This window comes from Pseudooceanicola sediminis (assembly GCF_003575965.1).
Classification (GTDB): Bacteria; Pseudomonadota; Alphaproteobacteria; order Rhodobacterales; family Rhodobacteraceae; genus Pseudooceanicola; species Pseudooceanicola sediminis.
Genome location: NZ_QWJJ01000026.1, coordinates 1 through 21524 on the forward strand (window position 1 = coordinate 1; position 21524 = coordinate 21524).

23 protein-coding genes, 1 tRNA gene and 3 pseudogenes are annotated in these 21524 nt (G+C 59.4%); 11 read left to right on the forward strand and 16 right to left on the reverse strand.

Annotated elements, in window-relative coordinates; all coding sequences use genetic code 11:
- Positions 1–163: 163 nt before the first annotated feature.
- The 3 genes from cysT to DL237_RS19680 form a co-directional block, all read right to left on the reverse strand.
- On the reverse strand, positions 164–997 hold the full coding sequence (cysT, locus tag DL237_RS19670; protein ID WP_119400698.1) for a sulfate ABC transporter permease subunit CysT: 834 nt from the start codon (positions 995–997) through the stop codon (positions 164–166).
- Positions 997–2025, reverse strand: coding sequence for a sulfate ABC transporter substrate-binding protein (locus DL237_RS19675; protein WP_199672188.1), 1029 nt, complete (start codon positions 2023–2025; stop codon positions 997–999). Before DL237_RS19675 ends, cysT begins: the two co-directional genes overlap by 1 nt.
- Positions 2026–2184: 159 nt before the next feature.
- Positions 2185–2676 carry an RrF2 family transcriptional regulator gene (locus tag DL237_RS19680; RefSeq protein WP_119400700.1) on the reverse strand — a complete coding sequence of 164 codons (492 nt, stop codon included), beginning with the start codon at positions 2674–2676 and terminating at the stop codon, positions 2185–2187.
- A gap of 135 nt (positions 2677–2811) precedes the next feature.
- Here DL237_RS19680 and DL237_RS19685 point away from each other — a divergent pair, with 135 nt between their 5' ends.
- Positions 2812–3282: an Lrp/AsnC family transcriptional regulator gene (locus tag DL237_RS19685; RefSeq protein ID WP_119400701.1), complete on the forward strand. Its 471-nt coding sequence runs from the start codon at positions 2812–2814 to the stop codon at positions 3280–3282.
- Here the strand turns inward: DL237_RS19685 and DL237_RS19690 are convergent.
- Together DL237_RS19690 and DL237_RS19695 are read right to left on the reverse strand one after the other, a co-directional pair.
- Positions 3279–3740, reverse strand: a complete 462-nt coding sequence (locus tag DL237_RS19690; protein ID WP_119400702.1) for a disulfide bond formation protein B — start codon at positions 3738–3740, stop codon at positions 3279–3281. The genes DL237_RS19685 and DL237_RS19690 overlap by 4 nt on opposite strands.
- Complete coding sequence (locus DL237_RS19695; RefSeq protein WP_119400703.1) at positions 3737–4315, reverse strand: YqaA family protein; 579 nt, start codon at positions 4313–4315, stop codon at positions 3737–3739. The genes DL237_RS19690 and DL237_RS19695 overlap by 4 nt, the downstream gene beginning before the upstream one ends.
- Positions 4316–4538: 223 nt before the next feature.
- Between DL237_RS19695 and DL237_RS19700 the strand changes: the two genes are divergently transcribed.
- Positions 4539–4622 (forward strand) — tRNA-Leu (locus DL237_RS19700).
- A 107-nt stretch (positions 4623–4729) separates the two neighbouring features.
- On the opposite strand, the gene DL237_RS19705 is transcribed toward DL237_RS19700, so the two are convergent.
- From DL237_RS19705 to DL237_RS19715, 3 genes and pseudogenes are all read right to left on the reverse strand, one after another.
- The gene (locus tag DL237_RS19705; protein ID WP_119400704.1) at positions 4730–5524 is read right to left on the reverse strand and encodes a tyrosine-type recombinase/integrase; all 795 of its coding nucleotides are present in this window, start codon (positions 5522–5524) and stop codon (positions 4730–4732) included.
- Positions 5475–6005, reverse strand: coding sequence for a DNA cytosine methyltransferase (locus DL237_RS20780; RefSeq protein WP_199672190.1), 531 nt, complete (start codon positions 6003–6005; stop codon positions 5475–5477). The genes DL237_RS19705 and DL237_RS20780 overlap by 50 nt, the downstream gene beginning before the upstream one ends.
- A gap of 37 nt (positions 6006–6042) precedes the next feature.
- Positions 6043–6162, reverse strand: a pseudogene (locus DL237_RS19715) (transposase); the annotation flags it as partial.
- 310 nt (positions 6163–6472) lie between these two features.
- Between DL237_RS19715 and DL237_RS20515 the strand changes: the two are divergent.
- Both DL237_RS20515 and DL237_RS19725 read left to right on the forward strand, forming a co-directional pair.
- Positions 6473–6985, forward strand: a complete 513-nt coding sequence (locus DL237_RS20515; RefSeq protein ID WP_147405381.1) for a hypothetical protein — start codon at positions 6473–6475, stop codon at positions 6983–6985.
- Positions 6928–7125: pseudogene (locus tag DL237_RS19725) on the forward strand (IS3 family transposase); the annotation flags it as partial. The gene DL237_RS20515 and the pseudogene DL237_RS19725, both read left to right, overlap by 58 nt.
- A gap of 40 nt (positions 7126–7165) precedes the next feature.
- Here DL237_RS19725 and DL237_RS19730 read toward each other — a convergent pair.
- A complete protein-coding gene (locus tag DL237_RS19730) occupies positions 7166–8233 on the reverse strand; it encodes a LacI family DNA-binding transcriptional regulator (RefSeq protein ID WP_199672184.1) in 1068 nt (355 codons plus the stop codon).
- A 195-nt stretch (positions 8234–8428) separates the two neighbouring features.
- Here DL237_RS19730 and DL237_RS19735 point away from each other — a divergent pair, with 195 nt between their 5' ends.
- From DL237_RS19735 to DL237_RS19750, 4 genes are all read left to right on the forward strand, one after another.
- Positions 8429–9262 (forward strand): ABC transporter substrate-binding protein, encoded by an 834-nt coding sequence (locus DL237_RS19735; protein ID WP_119400708.1) that lies wholly within the window; start codon positions 8429–8431, stop codon positions 9260–9262.
- Positions 9263–9364: 102 nt separating this feature from the next.
- Complete coding sequence (locus DL237_RS21045) at positions 9365–10876, forward strand: amino acid ABC transporter permease/ATP-binding protein (RefSeq protein ID WP_119400709.1); 1512 nt, start codon at positions 9365–9367, stop codon at positions 10874–10876.
- 23 nt (positions 10877–10899) lie between these two features.
- Positions 10900–11928 carry a Gfo/Idh/MocA family protein gene (locus DL237_RS19745; RefSeq protein WP_119400710.1) on the forward strand — a complete coding sequence of 343 codons (1029 nt, stop codon included), beginning with the start codon at positions 10900–10902 and terminating at the stop codon, positions 11926–11928.
- Positions 11925–13061 (forward strand): NAD(P)/FAD-dependent oxidoreductase, encoded by a 1137-nt coding sequence (locus tag DL237_RS19750; protein WP_119400711.1) that lies wholly within the window; start codon positions 11925–11927, stop codon positions 13059–13061. Before DL237_RS19745 ends, DL237_RS19750 begins: the two co-directional genes overlap by 4 nt.
- Before the next feature lie 80 nt (positions 13062–13141).
- Here the strand turns inward: DL237_RS19750 and gloA2 are convergent.
- A pseudogene (gene gloA2, locus DL237_RS19755) lies at positions 13142–13627 on the reverse strand (SMU1112c/YaeR family gloxylase I-like metalloprotein); the annotation flags it as partial.
- A 429-nt stretch (positions 13628–14056) separates the two neighbouring features.
- Between gloA2 and DL237_RS19760 the strand changes: the two are divergent.
- The gene (locus DL237_RS19760; RefSeq protein ID WP_119400712.1) at positions 14057–15142 is read left to right on the forward strand and encodes a DUF4062 domain-containing protein; all 1086 of its coding nucleotides are present in this window, start codon (positions 14057–14059) and stop codon (positions 15140–15142) included.
- A 268-nt stretch (positions 15143–15410) separates the two neighbouring features.
- On the opposite strand, the gene DL237_RS19765 is transcribed toward DL237_RS19760, so the two are convergent.
- Complete coding sequence (locus DL237_RS19765) at positions 15411–16262, reverse strand: HNH endonuclease (RefSeq protein ID WP_119400713.1); 852 nt, start codon at positions 16260–16262, stop codon at positions 15411–15413.
- A 3-nt stretch (positions 16263–16265) separates the two neighbouring features.
- Positions 16266–17843, reverse strand: coding sequence for an AAA family ATPase (locus DL237_RS19770; RefSeq protein ID WP_119400714.1), 1578 nt, complete (start codon positions 17841–17843; stop codon positions 16266–16268).
- A gap of 576 nt (positions 17844–18419) precedes the next feature.
- Between DL237_RS19770 and DL237_RS20925 the strand changes: the two genes are divergently transcribed.
- On the forward strand, positions 18420–18512 hold the full coding sequence (locus tag DL237_RS20925; RefSeq protein ID WP_233545080.1) for a DUF6500 family protein: 93 nt from the start codon (positions 18420–18422) through the stop codon (positions 18510–18512).
- A gap of 200 nt (positions 18513–18712) precedes the next feature.
- On the opposite strand, the gene DL237_RS19780 is transcribed toward DL237_RS20925, so the two are convergent.
- The 4 genes from DL237_RS19780 to DL237_RS19795 all read right to left on the reverse strand — a co-directional run bounded on the left by DL237_RS19780 (position 18713) and on the right by DL237_RS19795 (position 20609).
- A complete protein-coding gene (locus DL237_RS19780) occupies positions 18713–19210 on the reverse strand; it encodes a thiol-disulfide oxidoreductase DCC family protein (protein ID WP_407691926.1) in 498 nt (165 codons plus the stop codon).
- A 137-nt stretch (positions 19211–19347) separates the two neighbouring features.
- Positions 19348–20102, reverse strand: a protein-coding gene (locus tag DL237_RS19785) for an IS5 family transposase (RefSeq protein ID WP_119400715.1) whose coding sequence is annotated in 2 segments (ribosomal slippage) — positions 19348–19766 and positions 19766–20102 — 756 coding nt in all. Because the reading frame shifts where the segments join, the coding sequence is not laid out codon by codon here.
- Positions 20017–20334 (reverse strand): hypothetical protein, encoded by a 318-nt coding sequence (locus DL237_RS19790; RefSeq protein ID WP_233545082.1) that lies wholly within the window; start codon positions 20332–20334, stop codon positions 20017–20019. Before DL237_RS19790 ends, DL237_RS19785 begins: the two co-directional genes overlap by 86 nt.
- On the reverse strand, positions 20334–20609 hold the full coding sequence (locus DL237_RS19795) for a DUF2312 domain-containing protein (RefSeq protein WP_199672186.1): 276 nt from the start codon (positions 20607–20609) through the stop codon (positions 20334–20336). The genes DL237_RS19790 and DL237_RS19795 overlap by 1 nt, the downstream gene beginning before the upstream one ends.
- A gap of 660 nt (positions 20610–21269) precedes the next feature.
- Between DL237_RS19795 and DL237_RS20930 the strand changes: the two genes are divergently transcribed.
- On the forward strand, positions 21270–21518 hold the full coding sequence (locus tag DL237_RS20930) for a hypothetical protein (RefSeq protein ID WP_233545084.1): 249 nt from the start codon (positions 21270–21272) through the stop codon (positions 21516–21518).
- Positions 21519–21524 lie beyond the last annotated feature (6 nt).

Sequence of the window (21524 nt, forward strand, 5' to 3'; positions counted from 1 at the left end):
GCAGGTCGGGAGGCGGGGCCCGGGTCGGGGAGCGGGGTGGGGGCCGGGGCCGGGGTGAGGAGCGGGGCCGAGGCCCCGTGTCGGGGCAGGCGCGGCGGCGCGGCTGGCGATCGCGGCGTTGACGAGGTGGGGCGTGATCCGGAGCGTAATCCGGGGCGATGTGTCAGACATGTCCGATCCTCCGACGGTTCCAGACTTGGGTGGCGTTGATGGCAAGCAGCATGGTGAAGGAGATCGCCAGCATGGCGAGGCCGATGGCGGCGGCGGCGTTGTAGTCGTATTCCTCAAGCCGGATCACGATCAGCAGGGGGGCGATCTCGGTCTGGTTGGGCAGGTTGCCCGCGATGAAGATGACCGACCCGTATTCCCCGACCGACCGTGCGAGCGCCAGAGCGAAGCCGGTCATCAGCGAGGGCGCAAGGGTGGGCAGCACGACCCGGCGCAGGGTGCGCAGGCGGCTGGCGCCGAGGGTGGCCGAGGCTTCTTCGACCTCGGTGTCGATCTCGTCGATGACCGGTTGCACGGTGCGCACGACGAAGGGCAGCCCCACGAAGACGAGGGCGATCCAGATCCCGGCCTCGGTATAGGCGACCTGGATCCCGAGAGAGGCGAGGGCGCCGCCGAAGACGCCGCTTGGGGCATAGAGCGTCGTCAGGGCGATGCCGGCGACCGCCGTGGGCAGGGCGAAGGGCAGATCGACGGCGGCGTCAATGATGCGGCGGCCGGGAAAGCGATAGCGGGTCAGCACCCAGGCCAGCCCCAGCCCGAAGACCAGGTTGAACAGCGACGCGATCAGGGCGGCGCGAAACGACAGCGTCAGGGCCGAGGCGACCCGTTTCGAGCCGAGGTGATGGGCCAGTTCGACCGGACCCATCGCCACGCCTTGCCCGACCAGCGCCCCTAGTGGCAACAGCACTACGAGGGACAGCGCCAGCAGAAGGATGCCCATGCCGAGGCCGAAGCCGGGAAGGGGGGATTTGCCATGCAGCATCGCCATCACTCCGCATAGATCTGGTCGAAGATGCCGCCGTTGCCAAAGAATTCGGGCTGTGCCTTTGCCCATCCCCCGAAATCGTCGATCGTGACGAGATCGAGGTCGGGAAAGCGGGCGATATCTTCGGGAGCGGCCTGCGAGGTATCCCAGGCGCGGTAATAGTTGGCCAGTGCGAGCGCCTGCGCCTCGGGGCTGTAGAGATGGTCGAGGTAGGCCTGGGCGGCAGCGCGCTGTGCGTCATCGGTCAGGTTGCCTTCGACCAGCGCGACGGGCGGTTCCGCCAGGATCGAGACGGAGGGCACGACGATGTCGAAGGCGTCGGCGCCCATTTCGGCCTGCGCCAGAAAAGCCTCGTTTTCCCACGCGAGCAGGACGTCACCGACGCCGCGCTGTGCGAAGGTGGTCGTGGCCCCGCGCGCCCCGCTGTCGAGAACCGGGACGTGGCTGAACAGTTCGGCCAGGTAGGCCTTGGCGGTTTCGGCGCTGCCGCCGGGCTGTTTCAGCGCCCAGCCCCAGGCGGCAAGGACGTTCCAACGCGCGCCACCGGAGGTTTTCGGGTTTGGCGTGATCACCTGAACGCCGTCGCCAATCAGGTCGCCCCAGTCCTTGATGCCCTTTGGGTTGCCCTTGCGCACCAGGAACACGATGGTCGAGGTGTAGGGCGCGGCGTTATGGGGCAGTTTGCTCTGCCAGTCTTTCGGCAGGGCCGGGGTGCGTTCGGCAATCGCGTCGATGTCGGAGGCCAGCGCCAGCGTGACGATCTGCGCATCCAGCCCTTCGATCACCGCGCGGGCCTGCGCGCCTGATCCGCCGTGGCTTTGTTCGATCGTGACGGGCGGGTTGCCCTGCGCCTGCCACCATTCTGCGAACATGGCATCGTAGGCGCGGTAGAATTCGCGGGTCGGATCATAGCTGACGTTGAGCAGTTTGGTGTCTGCCAGTGCCGCACCGGGAAGCGCCGGCACGATCACGATGGCCGTGCCGCCCGCGAACAACGTCGCAAGGGCGAGGCGCCTGAAGCTGATGTTCATTCGGGGCGCGTGGGTGCGGGAAAGTGGTCTGGTCCGGGACATTCGGGGCCTCCTTTGCAAGACGACGCTGGGTCGTACCGTGGATTTCCTAAATATCTACCGGAATAGTAGATTTATCGAGAGATAAGATTCATCGTTCTTGGGGGCTGGCGGAGAAGATTATTCTCCCGCGAGGTTCGGAGAGGCATCCTGGGCAGCAGTATCCGCGGGAGGTGACGGCAGATGCGCGACCAGGTCGGGGGTTTTCAGCAGGTCGGCCAGCGTCAGCGATTCGATCAGGAGCAGATAGCTCCAGAACACGTCACCGAAGACGCGGCGCAGCTGGCAGGTTTCCTCGTCCGTGCAATCGTCGCATTTCTGATAGGCGCGGCGCGACAGGCAGGGCAGGGGCGCAATGGGGCCGTCGATCTGTTGCAGGATTTCCCCGAGAGAGATCCTGGCCGCGTCGCGGATCAGGAAGTAGCCGCCCGAGCGGCCCCGCTTGGCCCCCAGAAACCCGGCGCGGCGCATTTCCAGCAGAATATGTTCCAGAAACCGTTTCGGCGCGCCGGAGCGCTGCGCGACCTCTTCGATCGTCAGCGCCTCGCCCTTTTGCAGGGCGCCGAGCGCGATCAGGGATTTCAGGGCATATTTGGTTTTCTGGGTGATCATTTCCTGACGTTAGACGCGGAATAATCGGCTGGCAAGATCGGGGGTGATCATAAAGACGATAAAGGCAGTAGACTTTATGTTTTTTTAGGGCAAGCTGGGATGAGGTGGCGAGGTCGCCCACGCATGGAGGCGTAAATGCAGCTGGACCGGATTGATCGCAAACTTGTCGCCGCGCTGATGAGCGATGCGACGCAGCCTGTTGCCCGCCTGGCCGAGCGGGTGGGCCTGACGCAGACGCCGTGCTGGAAGCGGATTCAGAAGTTGCAGGAGGCCGGGGTGATCCGCGCCCGCGTGGCGCTGGTCGATCCCGAGCAGGTGGGGCTGGGCCTGACGGTGTTCGTGGGCGTGTCGGCACCCCAGCAGGATGCGCGATGGCACGCCGACTTTGCCCGCGTGCTCGAGGCGATCCCGGAGGTGATGGAGGCGCATCAGCTGGCGGGAAGCCACGATTACGCGCTGCGCGTGGTGGTGCGGGACCTGGCCGATTTCGACCGGGTGCGGGGGCGCATCACGAACGCCATCGCGATCGGGGCCCTGTCGGTGCAATTCGCGGCGCGGCGGGTCAAATCGGTCAGCGTGCTGCCGATCGATACCTGTTCCGCTTAGCGCGCCCTGCGCCAGGCAGACAGCCAGAACCCGACGAGGATCAGCGAGAAGATGGCATTCCAGGAGGCCATGGACAGCCCGAGCATCTGCCAGGCGACCTCGTCACAGCGGATCAGCGGCGCATTCATGATCTTGTCGAACAATTGTTCCGAGCTCATGGAGCCGGGAGGCCCGGAGGTGCAGGTGGTCGGCCCCTCGAAGATGCCCCGCTCCACCCCGGTGTGATAGATCCCGATGGCCGCGGTGATCGCCGCCGCCACCGCGCCCAACAGCGCAAACAGGCGATGCCCGGTGGCCAATGCCAGCGCCCCGATCACCACCGCCGCAAGGTGCGGCCAGCGTTGCAGCAGGCACAGGTGGCACGGGGCCAGCCCGCCGATGAACTGAAAGCCGAGCGCACCCAGCAGCAGAGCGGCAGAGCCAGCCGCCGCGATCAGCACCGAAAATCGAAAGGTCATATATATTTCACCAACAGGAATCCGCCGATCAAAATGGCGAAAAATGCAATGAACACAAGACCGAGACGGCGTTCGATGAAGTCACGAACAGGTGAGCCGAATTTCCACAGCAGCGCCGCGATGATGAAGAACCGCAGCCCGCGTGCCAGGATCGATGTCAGGATGAAGGTTCCCAGGTTCATGCCGGTCCAGCCTGACATGATGGTGATGACCTTGTAGGGAAACGGCGTCATGCCAGCCAGCAGGACGGCCCAGAAGCCGGCCTGGTTGAACCGTGCATTGAAGACCTCGATCGAGTCGGCCTTGCCCAGGGTTTCCAGGATCGGCCGGCCGATGGCGTCGAATGCCAGCGCCCCGATGGCATAGCCCAGCAGCCCCCCCAGAACCGAGGCGACCATCGCCACCGCCGCAATGGTAAAGGCGCGGTTGGGACGCGCGATGATCATCGGGATCATCAGCAGATCCGGCGGAATCGGAAAGAACGAACTTTCGACAAAGGACACGAGGGCCAGCACCCAGAGTGCGTTCGGGTGATCCGCCATGCGGATCGTCCAGTCATATAAGGATTTTATCAATGTCTCGCCGGGTCCTGTCTCGGCCGCAATCCGGCCAGTTCTGGGGATCAAAGACCATGCGGAGGGGCAGGGGTCAAGCGTGCCGGGGCCCAGAGCGCCCTGCCATCGACGCCACGACGCAGGCTTTGTGCAGCTGAGGACGGCGCGGGCCTTTTTGCCTCTGGACGTCTGTCGGCATGGCCGCTAGAGAAGAGTCCCGAACGGCGCTCTGCGCAGGTCACGGGCCCAAGTGGCGGAATGGTAGACGCAGGGGATTCAAAATCCCCCGCCGCAAGGCTTGCCGGTTCGAGTCCGGCCTTGGGTACCACATTGTTATTAATGGATAATCCGCGAAGACTTTCGCGACGCCAGAAAAGCAAGTTTGGCAAAGTTCCCCCAGCGGTTCCCCCTTTCCCGATTTGCCCCCTGTTCGTTCTATTTGCTGTCACGGCGACTCTGAGCCTGCTTCGAGAGTGCTTTTTGGCCCGCGCGGCGGCGATATTTTTGCGCCATTGCGGCTGTCTTGTGGCCGGTGACGCTCTGGATTTCAGCATCGGAACAGCCCGCCTCGGCAAGGGCAACGGCGGCAGTGTAGCGCCAGCCGTGCATGACCAGACCGGCGCAGATCGGGCCTGCGGCTTCGCGTGCCTGTTTGAACCGCGCGTAGACCGCGTCGTAGCTCAGCGGTTCCGTGAGGTTCCGGGCGAGGATATAGCGGCCCCGTTTTGGCAGGGTGTCGAGGTAATCGCGCAGCCGGGCAGGGCAATAGACCGAGATCCGCTCCTGCGTCTTGTCCTGCAGGACCTCCATGTAATCGCCGTCAAAGTGATCCCACATCATGCCGCACAGGTCGCCGGGGCGCTGCCCGGTGCCGGTGCCCAGCATCATCGCCGTGAGGGCGACCGGATCCGCCGCAGAGCGGAACGCATCCTGCGCCGCCTCTGACCAGGGCTCGAACTCTTTTTGCGCGCCGAAGACCTTGATGCCCTCGGCGGGGTTCGTGGTGATCCACTCCAGCTCGTTCTTGGCGAAGTTCAGCAGCAGGCGGATGACCTGCAGATAGTGATCGGCCTTGCGCGGGGTTGCGGCGTATTTCTCATGGATCGCGCGCACGTCCTGGCGCGTGACCTTGCAGACGTCGCGGTCGCCGTTCTTTTCGATCAGCGGATCGATGACGGCGTCATACTTGCGCCGGGTGCCCGGTGCGAGGCTGGTGAAGGCGCGGCTCAACCGATAGGACTTTGTCAGGTTTACCGCCGTCTTCTTGCCAGTGACCGTCGATGACGTAGTCCGGCGGAAAACCCTGTGCGTTGAACAGTTCGCGCAGGGTCAGCATGCGCAGGCCGATGTCGGTGATGACGTAGGTGGCGCCGTCGATCTCCAGCGTGACGACATCGCCGCCGTCCCAGACGCCATGGGCGCGCAGGAACTCGGCCACGGCTTTAGCGCGCGGCGTGTGGGCTTCGGTGAAGGGCGGCACCTGCAAAGCCGCCTGCACATGCGCCATGCGATCCTTAACAGTGATCGTGTGGCAGGGCGCGTCGGTCCGGGCGCCGTCTCCGGTGCCGTAGTACTTGGCGAAGAAGGATGCCACGGGCCGCTGGGCCAGCGTCGGGATGATGACGGCGTTCTGATCCTTGCGGCTGGCGCAGATGGTGGAATGGGGCAGGGTTGCGGGGCGGCAGGCGCCGCCCTGTTGGGCGTAGGTCACCGGAGGCGCCTTCGAGCAGGGCTCGCTTCCATTGATGGATCATCGTCGGATGCACCCCGAACCGGCTTGCTAGTTCGGCAGCCGTCTCCTCGCCTTTCAGGGCTTCCAGCGCGACCTTCGCCTTGAACTCAGGCGCGTGCTGCTTCCGCTTCGACATCTTTGATCTCCTTCTCGTCGAAGATCAGCAGACTGCAAATCGTAGCTTATGTCAGTGTCCGAATTTCGGGGGGTAGCTCAGATCTGCCGCGGTGGAACTATGCGCAGTCAAGCTAACGCTTACGCTTTTCCCACGAGGCGGGAATTGCACCCATGTTGACAAAGACCACAGTATTCTATCGGCTTGCAATCGGACAGCCGAGCCAGTCAAGCGTGCTCAGGGTAAGGATTAGCTCATGATCCTATTACACTAGGGGATTTTACCCACGTACCCGCTAGAGGCAGCGCCAACCTGCAAAGAGAGGAACAGCTTGAAACACCGTGACTACGACGACCCAGAAATCTTCAAACAATGCGTTTCGGCGATCACGTTGAAAGGCCGCCCGGAAGGTCTTCTGGAAGAGTGGCTTACTGAATCGGAAGTCATCATTACTGTTGCCAATGGGCGACGAAAAGGCCCGAGAGAGCCACAGCCATGGCTTGCCGTTGACGAACTGGATGAAATGCGATGGGCGAGTAAAATCCGTGAAGCCGTGATTCAATCCGACCATCTCGAAGCATCATCGGGTCTGTTTATGTTGAGCCGTATCGAGCGGATTACCATCTTCGTTCTCGGCGATTACTTTGCCGATTCTGACCTAGAAACGTTCCACAACGCCATAGAGAATATGGAAAAATTAAGCTATATTAGTATCTTCGTCGCTCCAAGTGCGCTCGCCTATGCAAAGGAGCACTTTGTTTGGAAAAATGCAGGCGCTACCTATGTCATTGCGACGACAACGCCGCGGTCGAGACATCGTTCAAGACCATCAAGGCAGAGCTGATCTGGCAACGGTCATTGGAAACCCGGCGGCAGGCTGAGATAGCGATCTTTGAATGCATTAATGTGTTCTACGATCCGCGCCGCCGACACTCAGCACTGGGCTTGAAAAGTCCCGTCGCTTTCGAACGGAAGGTGGCATAAACGAGCACTTGGGGCGGCACGAAAGCGCGACAGATCCGGGTTAGAGACATCGCGGTGCCGGGCCGACTGTGCCTCTGTCGATCAGGGGCGTGGGGATCAGGAGGCGTAGCGGCTCTGTCGTGTCGCCTTTCAGTCGACGGATCAGACGCTCAGCTGCGCGTTGGCCAAAGAGATATGTGGGCTGGTCCACCACGGAAATTTGCGGAGAGGTCACGCGCGTCCAGTCTGCGTCGAACCAAGACACGAGTGACATGTCGCGCGGCAGTCTCACGCCGCGATTGGTCAGGGCGCGGAACAAGCGCGCGCCGACCAGACTGTCGGAGGCCAAGAGGGCCGTGATGCGCGGGCTTTCCGCCAGAACCTTGTCAACGATCCTGCCCGTTGCGGCGTCGTCGGTAGCATTGGTAAAGACCATCTGCCGGGGGGGGGGGATCCCGGCCTGGTCAGACGCGGCAAGAAAACCCTCGATCCGTTCCCGCACCGCGGAAATTCCGACGTCTTCGGGGGCAGCAAGACGGCCCGAGCGAGAGGTCATCGCCGTCACATAGGCAACATGGCGATGTCCGGCCCCTTGCAGGTGCTGGAGCACCGAAATGGCACTGGCACGATCGTCGCCACAAACTGCATCGGCGGGCAGATCGGGGGACCAGCGGTCCAACGTGACAACCGGCACCCCGGAGGTGATCGCGCTTTTCAGGTGATCAAGCTGGCGTGCATCGGTCGGAGCCACGATCAGCCCCGCCACGCGCTGGCGCAGCAGAACCGAGACCATCTCGCGTTCCTCCGTGATTTGCTCACTGGAGTTGCTGATGATCACGTTCAGCCCTGCAGCACGGGCCGTGTCGCTGATGCCTCGTACGGCAAGGCTGAAGAAGGCGTTCTCGATATCGCCGACGACAACGCCGATCAGTCCGCTGCGCCCTGTGCTCATTGAGCGGGCGAGGTCATTGGGCTGATACCCGAGCCTTTCGGCAGCTTCCAACACCGCCTTGCGGGCCGTTTCGCTGGCCAGACCATACCCGCCAAGCACGCGGGCGGCAGTGGCTTTCGACACGTTCGCAGCGCTGGCCACATCCGCCACGGTCAGACGGCTCTTCTTTGTGCTCATGTCCACCACTTCATTTTCTCCGGTCGAGAATCTTTATCAACGGCATTGACGCGAATCAAAAGATACATGATCGATATATATAGTGATACCGGTATCACCAGATGTGACACCGGTATCATAAATAAAAACGGCTCAGATTTGTACGAAGCAGTTAGCGCTGCGCGGCACCTACCGACCAACAGCGGAGAACGACCCATGTCCCAGACCATTCGAAAGCAGACTTTCCTGTCCCGGCTCGCCACACCTCTTGCGGCGGTGGTGATGGCCATCACCCTGACCAGCCCGGCGCAGGCAGAGGACAACCCCTACAACCTGATTGATCCTGCGAGCGTCAGCGTCGGATCGCTGGGTGACGCAAAGCCCTATGCCTTCACCACAGCTGCCGGCGAATTCACCGGGTTCGACGTGGAATTCCTGCGCAATGTTCTGGGGCGCATCGGGTTCGATCCTGAGCAGATCCTGTTCACCGGTCAGGAATTCGCGGCCCTGCTGCCCTCAGTCGCCAATGGCCGTTTCGACATCGCCGCCGCGGCCATCGGCATCACCGAAAAGCGCGAGGAAGTCGTGGATTTCAGCGACGGTTATCTGGCAGGCTATCTGTCGGTGCTGTCAGGCGAGGATGCCGTGACGGACGATCCGGCAAGCCTGGCGGGCAAACGCCTTGGCGTGGTGCAGGGGACCTTGCAGGAAATGTATGCCCGCAAGACCTTCACCGATACGGATATCGTGCAATTCCCTGACAACAACACCGGCGTTGCGGCGCTGAACAACGGCACGATCGACGCGCATTTCTTGGATTACGAAGCGGCCAAGACCTATGGCGAGCGCTACGATCTTGCGATCAAGGTCAATATTCCGTCCTTCGATGCGCCTGCGGGTTTTGCGGTCAAGCCGGGCAACGATGCCCTGCGCGAGGCGCTGAATACGGCGATGCATGAGGCGATGGAGGATGGCACCTGGCGCGACCTTTATCAGAAATGGTTCCCCGGTTCGCCCATGCCTAAGCAGTACCTGCCGACAACCAACTGATCCCGTCGCCAGATGTCGGCTGCCGGGCTCTGCGCCCGGCAGCCGCTCTGACCAGTTCAAACTCCGCGGTGCCCGTCAGGGACCGCAACGGGAGATCCCCATATGTGGTTGGAAAACCTGCAACGGACGTTCCTTGACTGGGACGCCATGGCCGAAATTCTGCCGATCATGATCGCGACCGGCCTCAAGAACACGCTGATCCTCGCCTTCGCCTCGACTGTCCTCGGCATCTTCCTTGGGCTTGTCCTGGCTGTGATGGGCATTTCGCGCACCCTCTGGCTGCGTCTGCCTGCGCGCCTCTATACCGACATCTTTCGCGGCCTGCCCGCAATCGTCACCATTTTGCTGATCGGGCAGGGCTTTGCCGGCATTGGCCGCGAACTTTTCGGCCCCTCGCCCTATCCTCTGGGGATCCTCGCGCTCAGCCTGATCGCGGGCGCCTATATGGGCGAGATCTTCCGCGCCGGGATTCAGAGCGTGCCCGGTGGCCAGATGGAGGCCTGCCGCGCGTTGTCGATGAGCTACGGGCAGGGCATGCGCCTGATCGTGGTGCCGCAGGGCATCCGCCGGATGCTGCCGGCGATGGTCAACCAGTTCATCTCGAACGTCAAAGACTCGAGCCTGATCTATTTCCTGGGCCTGCTGGCGTCGGAGCGTGAGATCTTTCGTGTCGGTCAGGATGCGGCCGTCGTGACCGGAAACCTGTCGCCTCTATTGCTGGCGGGGATCTTCTATCTGGTGATCACAGTCCCGCTGACCCATCTGGTCAACCATATCGACCATAGTTTGCGCATAGGCAAACGCCTGACCAACCTGCAGCCCATGAGCGGACTGCAACAGGTCGACGAGTTGAAATCGGCGCCCCGCGACAGCGAGACCACGCCCTTCAATGGCGGCAGCCTGTCCATTGAGGGGCTGCGGCTGAGCTATGGTCAGATGGAAGTCCTGCGCGGCATTGACCTGAGTGTCCCCAAGGGCTCGGTCACCTGTATCATCGGGCCGTCCGGATCGGGCAAGTCGACCTTGTTGCGCAGCCTGAACCGGCTGGTTGAGATGAATGCCGGCTCGGTGCTGTTGGACGGCGTTGATATTGCCACCATGAAGCCCGAAAAACTGCGCTCGAAGGTCGGTATGGTGTTTCAGCACTTCAATCTGTTCCCTGATCATACCGCACGCGACAACATCATGTTGTCCTTGACGAAAATCAAAGGGATGCGCCGTGGAAAAGCCCGCGCCATCGCCGATGCGCGTCTGGCTGATGTGGGGCTGCAGGGGCGCGGCGATCACCGCCCGGCCAATTTGTCGGGTGGTCAGCAGCAGCGCGTTGCCATCGCCCGTGCTCTGGCGATGGACCCCGAAGTGGTGCTGTTCGACGAGGTGACAAGCGCGCTTGATCCAGAGCTGGTCAAGGGTGTGCTGGATCTTATGGCGGATCTCGGACGGCGCGGGATGACCATGGTTGTGGTGACCCACGAGATGGGCTTTGCCCGTCAGGTCGCTGACCAGATCGTGTTCATGGACGAGGGCAAGATTGTCGAGTCCGGCACGCCGGAACAGATGTTCACCGCGCCCAGGACCGATCGGCTGAAGAAATTCTTCGCCGAGGTTCTCTGATCAAAATGAGCGAGGATACTCAGATGAGACCACTTCGCTGGGGCATACTCAGCACCGCGGGCATCGCGCAGAAGGCAATGTTGCCTGCGCTGCAGGCCGCATCAGGCTGCACGATCGGGGCCATTGCGTCGCGCGATCTGGCGCGTGCTGAAACCGTCGCGCAACGATTTGGCGCGCGGGCCCATGGCAGCTACGCCGCGCTGCTCGACGACCCCGATATCGACGTCATTTACAATCCGCTGCCGAACCATCTGCATGTGCCTTTGACGCTGCAGGCCCTGGCGGCGGGCAAGCATGTGCTGTGCGAAAAACCTCTGGCGCTGAGCCTTGCTGAAGCACAGCAGGTCTGCGTGGCGGCAAAGCGTGCCGGGCGCGTGGTGGTCGAGGCCTTCATGACCCGACATCATCCGCAGTGGCACCGTGCCAAGGCGCTAATTGCCGAGGGCCGGATAGGTCGGGTTACAGGCGTTCAGGCGTTGTTCAGCTATTGCAATACCGACCCCGGAAATGTCCGCAATCAGGCCGGTATCGGCGGCGGCGGGCTTTTCGATATCGGCTGCTACGCGATTGACGCTGCGCGCTTCTTTTTCGATGCCGAACCGGAGGCGGCGGCCTGCACGATGGATCGCGATCCGGTGTTTGGCACCGACCGGATGACCACGGGCGCGGCGCGCTTTGCCGGTGGCGGGCAGCTTGGTCTCATGGTCGCCACGCAATCGGCCCTGGCACAGAAGCTGACCGTGCTCGGCACCGAGGGGTATCTGGAGCTTGATGCGCCGTTCAACTGTCCGCCGGATCACGCCGCACACCTCGTGCTGGACAGCGGGGCGGACCTTCTCGGGCAGGGACGCGAGATCCTCAGCATTCCCGCCACCAACCAGTACCAGGCGCAGGCCGAAGCCTTTGTCCGCGCCATTGCCAGCCCCATGCCGCAACCCATGACCGATATCCTCGGCAATGCGGCGGCTCTGGAGGCCATGACCCGTGCCGCCGCCAGCGGCCTCTGGGAACATATTCATTCCGATCAGGGACAAGCAGGAGACGAGAAATGATAAGCCCTTCACTTTCCATCAAGACAGCCGTCGTCATCGGCGGAGGGATATTTGGTGTGTCCACTGCCGCGCAACTGGCGCGTATGGGCGTCTCGGTCACTTTGCTCAACGATGGGCCACTGGCCAATGGGGCTTCAGGGCGCTCGCTGGCCTGGCTGAATTCGGCGCGCCGACGCTCACTGCCCTATCATCAGCTGCGTCAGGCCGGGCTGGATCGCTATCGGGTGCTGGCTGACCGCTTTCCGTCGGTCGACTGGCTGAGCTTCGGCGGCGGTCTGACATGGGACGCAGAGGATGACAGCAATGAAATCGACGACGTCTATCGCTATGAACGTGAGCTCGGCTATCAGGCTGAATTGCTTTCGGGGGCCGAGGTGTCGGATAGTATCCCGGGCGTGGAGGGCAGCGCGGTGACGCAGGCTGGTGCCATCCTCAACCGCAACGAAGGCTGGGTCGACCTGCCGTCGCTGATCCGGATCTTGGCGGACGAACTTGTCGGTGCCGGTGGGGTGATCGTGACCGATGCCGGTAGGGCAGAACCCACCGTACGCGACGGTCGCGCCTGTGGGGCCAGCACTCAGGACGGTCGCGCTTTCCCTGCGGACGCTGTTCTCATGGCCACGGGTCCGGCTGTGCCTGCGATGTCTGCTGCGCAGGGGATCACGATTGGTGACGACACCCCGATAGCCCTGCTGGTGGAAACAGAACCTGCTCCGCATCCCTTGCGCACGGTCCTGAACACGCCGCGCGTCGCCATTCGGCCAACGCCAAACGGGGCCTTCTATCTCGATTCAGGCTGGTCGGAAGAGGAGGTGATCCTGCACGCTGATGGCCGCTTTGAGGCGCCGGCATCCACGGTGCAGGGTTTGATCGATGAAGCATTGAAGGTGATGTCCCCGAAACCGGACCTGACGGTGAAGGCGGTCCATCTGGGGCCAAAGCCGATCCCCGGCGATGGTGAGCCGGTCTTTGGAGAGCTGCAGAGGCTGCCGGGCTGCTTCGTGGCTTTTTCCCATAGTGGCGCCACTCTTGGCTTGATCGCAGGTGAGCTTCTGGCTGAGGAAATGGCGCTCGGGGTGCGCCACCCGTTGTTCGAGGGCTTCCGCCCGGAGCGTTTCGCGCTCCCCGCATAAGTTACAACAGGCTGCAGCGGATTCCACTGCAGCCTGACCTTAAGCGCAGAGTTGTGAAAGGTGGAGTAGCGCTCAGATCTCGTACAACTCCAGTGGTAGGCCATCCGGATCGGAAAAAAAGTAAATCGACGCTTAGTAAAGGGATCTGTGCGTATCTGTTCGACAGTAATTCCATTTAATGTCAGATGCTCTTTCGTAGCCTCGATATCATCGACTTCAAAGGCAACATGTCGGAGCCCCGTTGCTTCTGGAAAGCTGGGACGGGCAGGGGGCGCAGGGAAAGAAAACAGTTCGATCTGCCCCCCTCCTGGCAGAGCAAGATCTAATTTGTAGGAAGAGCGATCAGCTCGGTAGTTCTCTGCGACTATCTCGAGGCCCAGCACTTCGGTATAGAAACTACGCGATATTGCGTAATCGCTGCAGATTACAGCCACGTGGTGGATTTTCTTGAGAAAAGTCAACGGTCCGTTCCTTATGGTCAAATGATTTGGTGTTTGATCACTAAAATTTACAAATAGCGAAAATCGAGCGTACTTATTACTAAGTTTGGGGCTTAACCGTGCCATCCCGAAAGGTGATAAGGCAGTTTCCTGAACAACTCTGGCTTAAGTTTGTGCGAGCCTTTCATCGTCTGCAAGGGTGTCTTGCTGCCCAAGGCTGCGGGTGGTGTCAGTCAGGACTAAAAATGTTGCATGTCGCAGAAGGGCTCGGAGCGGTCACGCGGCAGCGCTGCGGCCAAAGGCTCCACCTTGGCTGAAGTCTCCGCCACTGCCGGCCCTCACCTGCCGTTCGGCCTATGGCCGATGCTGCGCCGCAGCTTCACCAGACCGGCCATTCGTCATTCACGCACCATTTTCGGAGGGTGAAGGTCGGCGATGCGGACTTTGCAGACCTTGACGCGGCTTGGACATTGCTCCCAAATCAAATGATGAACACCAGACCCTAATGCGTCCTTATGGGGTGTTTCCCACAACCTCCGAGGTTAGAGAATAAACTTGCAGGACAAACGCTTTCAAATTTTCATCAGCTCAACCTATGAAGACCTCAAGGAGGAACGCAGGGCGGTTGAGGAGGTCGTCATTAGCACGGGTGACTTTCCAGTTCAGATGGAAGCTTTCCCTGCAGCCGATGAAGATCAGTTCGAGTTCATAAAGTCACTTATTGACCAGTGTGATTACTACGTTCTCATCATCGCAGGCCGTTATGGCACACAAGCAGATGGCGGTCTTAGCTACACTGAAAAAGAGTACAGGTACGCAGTATCCAAAAACGTTCCAGTCCTCGTGATGCTACATAACGATCGTGGCAGCCTTTCAGCTGATAAGACTGAAGAAGCGTCCTCAGGGAAGAAAAAACTAGAAAAGTTCATATCCGAAGCATCCGATGGACGACTAAGGAAAGGCTGGAACACCGTGGATGGCTTGAAGCTGGCCGTGCGAGAAGCATTAGACCACGCCAAAGCAACTAAGCCACGGACTGGCTGGGTGCGCGGCAACTCTGTCGCCAGTATAGAAGCTCTTGAGGAGCTTAACTCTTTGAGAAAAGAGAATGCCAAATTCAAAGAAATGGTCGGAGAACTGGAAATCGACATTCCGTTCCCAGACCTCCCAGATCACAATGAACAGATAGAGATACACCTCTCTCCGAACGTAAGGCGTGGAGGAGGCTACGGAACCAATGAACCCTTCGGAAACCCCGCCACAATTTGGTGTTCTTGGATAGCAGCGTTCCCCCTATTCTTCAGCAATCTCGATTGGTCAACAAGTGACTACAATGACGAGTATTTCTACCACGTCATCGAAGACAAAAGCTGCATGCAGATAGGCTCTGCCTTTGCAACCCAAATGGCCGGATCTGAAATGAATGAAACACATCGAATATCAAAGAATACCTTAGAACGACTGATCAGTTACTACACAGAAGCTGGCTTTATGAGACAACAAGGAGCGGGTGAGCCGTTTACAGAAACCGCAAAGAAATTTGCGCGACGGCAGCGCATTCACTCAGATGGAAAATCAGACGAGTTTTTTTTGATTGACGGCGATCTCAACATAAATGATCCAAATGAAATCCCGTTCTAGCAGCAGACGCTACATGTGATAGATGGGCGATATTAGCAATCCGATTTGCTCAAGCTGCCGTTCGTGCTCTTTGCAGCACCCGTCAACATGGGCTCCCTGCCGACCTTCGCTGCGCGACAGGGCCAAGCGCCTGGTTGCTCCGCGCGCGACGTAGCTCTCGGCCCTTTGCCGCCCTTCGCGCCGGGCGCAGCGTATGACCGGCGCCAACTAAAACAAGGTGGATTGGGTGGCAACCTTCCAGATTCGGCAGGCTTGCGGAGAGGTTCGATTAAGCTCTGAAGCCGCCATTGCAAAACCAATCACTATGGGACGCTGCTTCGTAAAACGCGCCTTCCCAGGAATTGAGGCTAACGTCGGCACAACTCAAGCTCCTTTCCAGAAGATCCGCGCTGACCGCATCAGCTCCGGCTGCGTCGTAAATATTGGATAGAGAACGTCGGATGTTTTGTATTTGTCGACCGGCTTGGGACGCATAGAGCCTCGCCAGCTTTAGTTTATTGAAGTGCCTTCTAACCCTTGCCGACGTCGCTTCCGTCCACTCTTCCGGCGGAACGACATGGAAGGCCGCTCCAGGCGGAGAACCTTCCACGATTGCACCATACAGCCAGCGATCGGCAGTAAGGTCGTCATAATAAGCGTGTAGGAACTGTGTCTCTGTCGAGTTAGGACCAGAGGTCCCCTTGTTGTGGTTGCAATCCTTGCAGCACGGGATGAGATTTAGGGGGGTGAGTGCGAGGGCAGGGTGTCGCGTTTTAGGCAGGGAGTGGTCCAGCGTAGAAACCGGTAGATGTCCGCAGAATGGGCACTGTCCGTGTACGGCAGCCATCATGATCTTGTCGTACATTTCCCGGCCACGGCTCTTCTGTCGCGCCAGATGACGGTCGTATAGCTGCTCCATCTCCTTTGCCGTTACCGTGCCATTAGCTCCGGCAACGGTATCTGCCTCTACAACAAGGTGGAGTTCAGTCGTCGCTGCTCTGGCATCAAAGTCGTTTTCGGCTTGTTCTATTTGCTCTCTGATGCCGTCGAGGCGCGTCTTCTTGGCAGCATCCGCGATCCCTTGGGCGCAAGTATCAAAGATATCGAGCGCAGTGAGTTCCGGCCGGGGGGCAGTCCACATGTGTTAGCCTTCTTGCTCTCGCACGGCGATCAGCGAACGAACGATGCTTCTGGCTTCGTCACCCAGCTGTCCATTAAAGCGTGCGAGGACTTCTTCATATGTCAGGTCGTCGCGAACGGCGTCGGTTAACATTTTGTGGAAACCGGAGTTTGTAACTTCGAGGCCAAATATTTCTTGGGTGAGTGTTCCGACATTTTCGCCAAAGGTTTCAAAAATTGGTCGCTCAATGCGTTTCTCGCGGCCACTCCTCCATATCCTCCACACACATGTCTTGGGGACCTCTTGGAGGATTACTGGCGAGTGGGTGGCAATTATCGCTACCCCATTTCTATTGATTAGGAGATCAGACAGTGAGCGAATGAACGCGGAAAGCAGTGGCGGATGAAGATGGGCTTCCGGCTCATCAAGCAGTACTAAGGATCGTTCCTCAATCGCCTCCACAAGTCGGGTGATGGTCAGAACAACGATCTTGTGGCCAGAACTTAGCTTTGAATAGAGCTGCCTTGCATCCTTGCGGAGTTTATTGAAAGCCTCGCGCGTTTCGTTCTCCGCTTGCAGCTCTTCAAACGTTTCGATCAACTGCCATATTTCCGCTTGTTTGAAGATAGGATCAGATTCCAAAAGGGATAACGCACGCCGCCACCGCTCCTGCTTCGATTTCTGGGTAAGGATTAATTGCACAGACCTTCCGAAGTCTGCGGCAAGGTCATCCGTAGATTTTGGCGGCTTCTTTGTTCCATCATCGTTTCGGCCAGTATGTTTTAGGCCGATATATTGGTAACGGACGCGAGATAGTTTGTTCTCAGGAATGGAAAGTGGCTCGAACGGGTCGAAAGCACTGAAGGTCACACCGACGATGTTCGAGAAACTTTCTGAATCTCCGAGGCCAAAATCGTCGATTTCGTCCCAGCGGAAGTCTCCAAAATTGCCTTCTTCGGGGCGAACAAGGGCGTTTGTCAGTTGCTCAACTGTATATGTCTTACCAACATTATTTCGGCCGATAAGAACATGAACGTTGGTCGGAGGGTAAGTTTCCGGATGAACTGAAAAATTATAGGTAGGCGGTAGGTTGTTCGCTCCCCATGGGGGTGGCGTATAGGAAAATGCATATTCCGTCAGACGTGCGCCGCCTTGTGCCATTCTCCGGTACTGACCTCTTACCGATTGATCTGAAACAGATCGCAGCAGCGAAACGCCAGTTACCTTTTCCTCCAGAGCGCGCTCGAAGAGGTCGGCATCGCGTGCGACATCTCTCATCGCCTCTAGGAAGTTATCTCGAAAGGCGTCCCCGAGTTCGTTGACCGTCTGATAGTAGCTATCGTCCTGCCCCAACGAAAAAAACCTCTCATCGAGCTCATTGAACCTGTCAGGGATATTTGGCCGCCGCTGATCGGCGATCATCTCAAACTCACCAATTTTCACTTCGCCAATGCGGTGATTTTCCCCAGCCTCATCGAAGTAAAACACTACATACATCGTGCTATACTTGAACCAATCGTCCCAGCCGTCGGTAAGCAGGAAAACCTTGTTTACCTGCCCTTCCGGCAAACTTCCACGGTACGGAATGACTTGAAAATCCATGATTTAATCAGGCTATCAGAACAATCGTCGTTGTCCAGCCGCAAGCATCAGTGCGCGTCCCCTCGTCGGGTCAAGGCAGCCGTAAACCGACCGGGCTTGCAGGCTGGGACCTTCAGAGACTCGCCTGATATTATATCCGAGCCGGTGCCTTCCCGACCGGCCCTCTAGCTGACAGGCGGAAGAAGTTTTCAGGATCGCGGTCATTCGTGCAAGGCGCAGCGAACGGCTGCAATCCGCCCGTTGTGTTGCCGCCGCTCGCCTTGCTGCGCCATGCGCCAAACTAGTAGAAGGCCTGGCTGCTGCCTGCAGTGATAGTCACAGAAGTGCCTCTGGCGCCCGCCGCCGCAAGTCAGGTAAGTGCGCACGCCTACCAAATTTACTGAGTTGCGATTTTCGAACGTTCTTCATATGTTCATTCCTGTCAACGTGCATCAAAGAGGCCGCAAACGGTATGAGATCAACCTCAAGAACCAAGGCAATCGCAGTCTGCAATGAAAAGATTGCCAAAAAGGGAGTGACCGTAGGTCTCTCGTTCTATGCCTTTTTGCCAATAAAAATGATGATCCAGAGACGCTTATGGAAGCAGCTGAATGGTGGATCAAAACACACGAACTGGATCACTTTGAGAAAGCGGTAAAAATTCGAGATATGATCAGTTCTGGTGTTTAACCAACGGTAGAAAAGTCCCGCGCTCCGGACGGTCGACCTGAAAAATGCTGCAGCCACTTCCTGCGTACGCTCTTCGCTGAACTGCACTCCTGCGTCGAAATGAAAAGGTCAACTGCGGCTCTGAACCAGCGTGTCAGCGCATCAATATGACTTCATCTGGGCAGGATATTCATGTCCCAGGCCCAACGCCAATATCGCCCTCATGGCTGTCGAAAGGGCTTGTTGGCGTTCCTGCGCAACCGGTACAAATGCCAGCGGTAAATGAGCGGCGCTAGAGCATAATCATAAAATAGCGAAGCGATCAGCTTCACGCCGGGCAGGCCCACGATCCTCCCTAACCATCTGTACTTTGGCATTTGCGCCCAAAGCACCAGGAACGCGGGAATGCCTGATGTCAGTGCGCCCCGATGCGCTACATAGAGTCGCCGCGCCGCCGTGTCGGAATCAATACCCCACTGCAACCGCGAGTCCGAATTCAGATCATCGAACCGGATCGGCAAATTGTTGTCGCCTGCGTACTTTGCATAATGCTGTATCTCGAAGTTACACACAGGGCAGCTGGCATTGTATAGGACGGATGTCGTCGGACTTTTTTCCATCAAGCTAAAGTACGTGCAGGGGCGCAAATTACAACGGACGCTTTGTCGCGGAGTTCTGGCGATCATCTGGGTTGCTGAAGCTGGATCGATGTTCGCCACGCGATTTACATTGAAGAGGTCAGCGCAGCCTCTGTGTCGCTACTGGCCCGCCATTCGCTTTTCCGACGTCGATACCACCAAGGTCAAGCTCGGACTATGCGGCATCAAATTGAGCTAGGCTCCAGACTCATTCTCATTCATAGCCAGAAGATGACGATTGCGGCGAGCAGGATGGCGGAGAAGAAGGTTTCTGGGTAGCGGTCGTATCGGGTGGCAACGCGGCGCCAGTCCTTGAGGCGGCCAAACATGATCTCGATGCGATTGCGCCGTTTGTATCGCCGTTTATCGTATCGGACGATCTTCTTGCGTTTCTTCCGCCCCGGGATGCAGGCGCGTATCCCCTTGTCTTTCAATGCTTCTCGAAACCAGTCTGCGTCATAGCCCCTGTCCGCAAGCATCCAGTCGGCTGTTGGCAGACTGCCCAGTAGCGCTGCTGCGCCGGTGTAATCGCTTACCTGCCCGACAGACATGAAGAACCGGATCGGTCGCCCCTTCGCATCGCTGACAGCATGCAGCTTCGTGTTCATGCCGCCCTTCGTTCGGCCTATCTGGCGCTCGCGCCCCCCTTTTTCACGCACAGGCTTGAGGCCGTGCGGTGCGCTTTCAAATAGGTTGCATCGATCATGATCGTCTTGTGCTCGGCGCTCTCGCCGGCCAAGCCCATCATGATCCGGGCGAAGACCCCATTGTCGCTCCAGCGCTTCCACCGATTGTAGAGAGTCTTTGCCGGACCGTATTCCCTGGGGGCGTCGCACCACCGCAAGCCGTTGCGATTGATAAAGATTATGCCGCTCAACACACGCCGATCATCGACGCGGGGCTTGCCATGGCTCTTGGGGAAGCCCGATATGGCGACCCTGCAGATGGTCGAGCGGATCGACCCGGAAGACATTCTCGGAGAGATGCAGGGTGTCCGGATGGTTCGCGGCATGCAGCGCCAGCGCGGCGGCATTGTGGTTGATCGCGATGTCGGGACTGCGCCCGAGGGCCATCTCGATCCCGGTGCTGGCGTCGCCGCCCCCCGCGAAGCTGTCGACGATCAGCGGGCGGTCGTCTCGCCGCGAAACATCGGAGGGAACGGGGGCAGACCCTGCCAGAATGCCGAAGAGATCCGCGCCATCCATCAGGCCATCCCCAATGCGTCTTTGTACATCTCGAGCACGGCCTCTTCCTCGGCGATGTCGTCGGGGGTGCGCTTGCGCAGGGCGATGAGGCGGCGGATGATTTTGGTGTCGTAGCCCCGGCCCTTGGCCTCGGCGAAGACCTCCTTCTGCTGGTCTGCGAGGTCCTTCTTCTCGGCCGCCAGTCGCTCGATGCGTTCGATGAAGGCGCGCAGCTCGGCGCCGGTGACGCGGAAGGCCGCATCGCGGACGGCCCTGTCGGCTTCGGTCTCTTTCATCGGCGTCCTGCCGGGGAGGGGGTCTGACATGGGCTGTCCCTTCGGAGCAATCGAGCGCGGTGCAGACATCGCGCCGGCCTGCGGCCGTGGCAGGGTCGTAGACGGCGGGGGCGGCCAGGGCGGCCCAGAGGGCGATGGTGATCAGCGCGCCGATGGCGGCGAACGTTGGCCATTCGGGGGTGGATGCTTCGTCTGTTCCCCTCACACGCGGGGATGAACCGAGGGTATGTCCCCGGCCCGTCACTTGAGGGCTACTTTTCCCCGCACATGCGGGGATGAAGCGTGAAAGAATATGATCTCGTTTTTCTATGAAAGGTGTGTCAGCGCTTGAGAATAATCTTGTCGGAGAATTCGGTGCTTAGGTAATCTCAACATGCTTGGGTTGCACTTTCTCGCATCCGACCTGTTGGAACGCGATCATGGTCACGTTGTGGTTCCCCCGCATGCTGCCAGATTTTGCCACCATTTTCCCTTTGCGCTCGGGGCGGGCTCACGAGGCTTTCGGGCCGGGCGCAACTGCGTCTTCGGAAATGGCGGCGGGGCAGTGGCGCGCAGTCTGGATCCGGCCATTGTTGCAAATGGGAGGTTTGTATCCTCTCGGTATTTGAACCCGCAAACCTGCTGATCGCACGCACGCAGAACGAGGTCGACAGCCTTGCAGTGGCCGAGGAAGCCCTGCGCGCTGGCGCTTTGTCCTGCGTGCTGATCGAGATCACCCGCTCGCCAGCTTGCGCGAGGGGGCGGCGGTTGCAACTGGCGGCGAAGGCAGGCGGCACGACGGGGCTGCGCCTGATCCCCGTTGGCATGGACTCCGACGCGGCCGAGACGCGCTGGCGGTGGCGGCCGGTGTTTGATTACGAGAGGGAAGACTCGACTCTGATGCGTTGGAAAATTACAAAGAACAAATAGGGAACT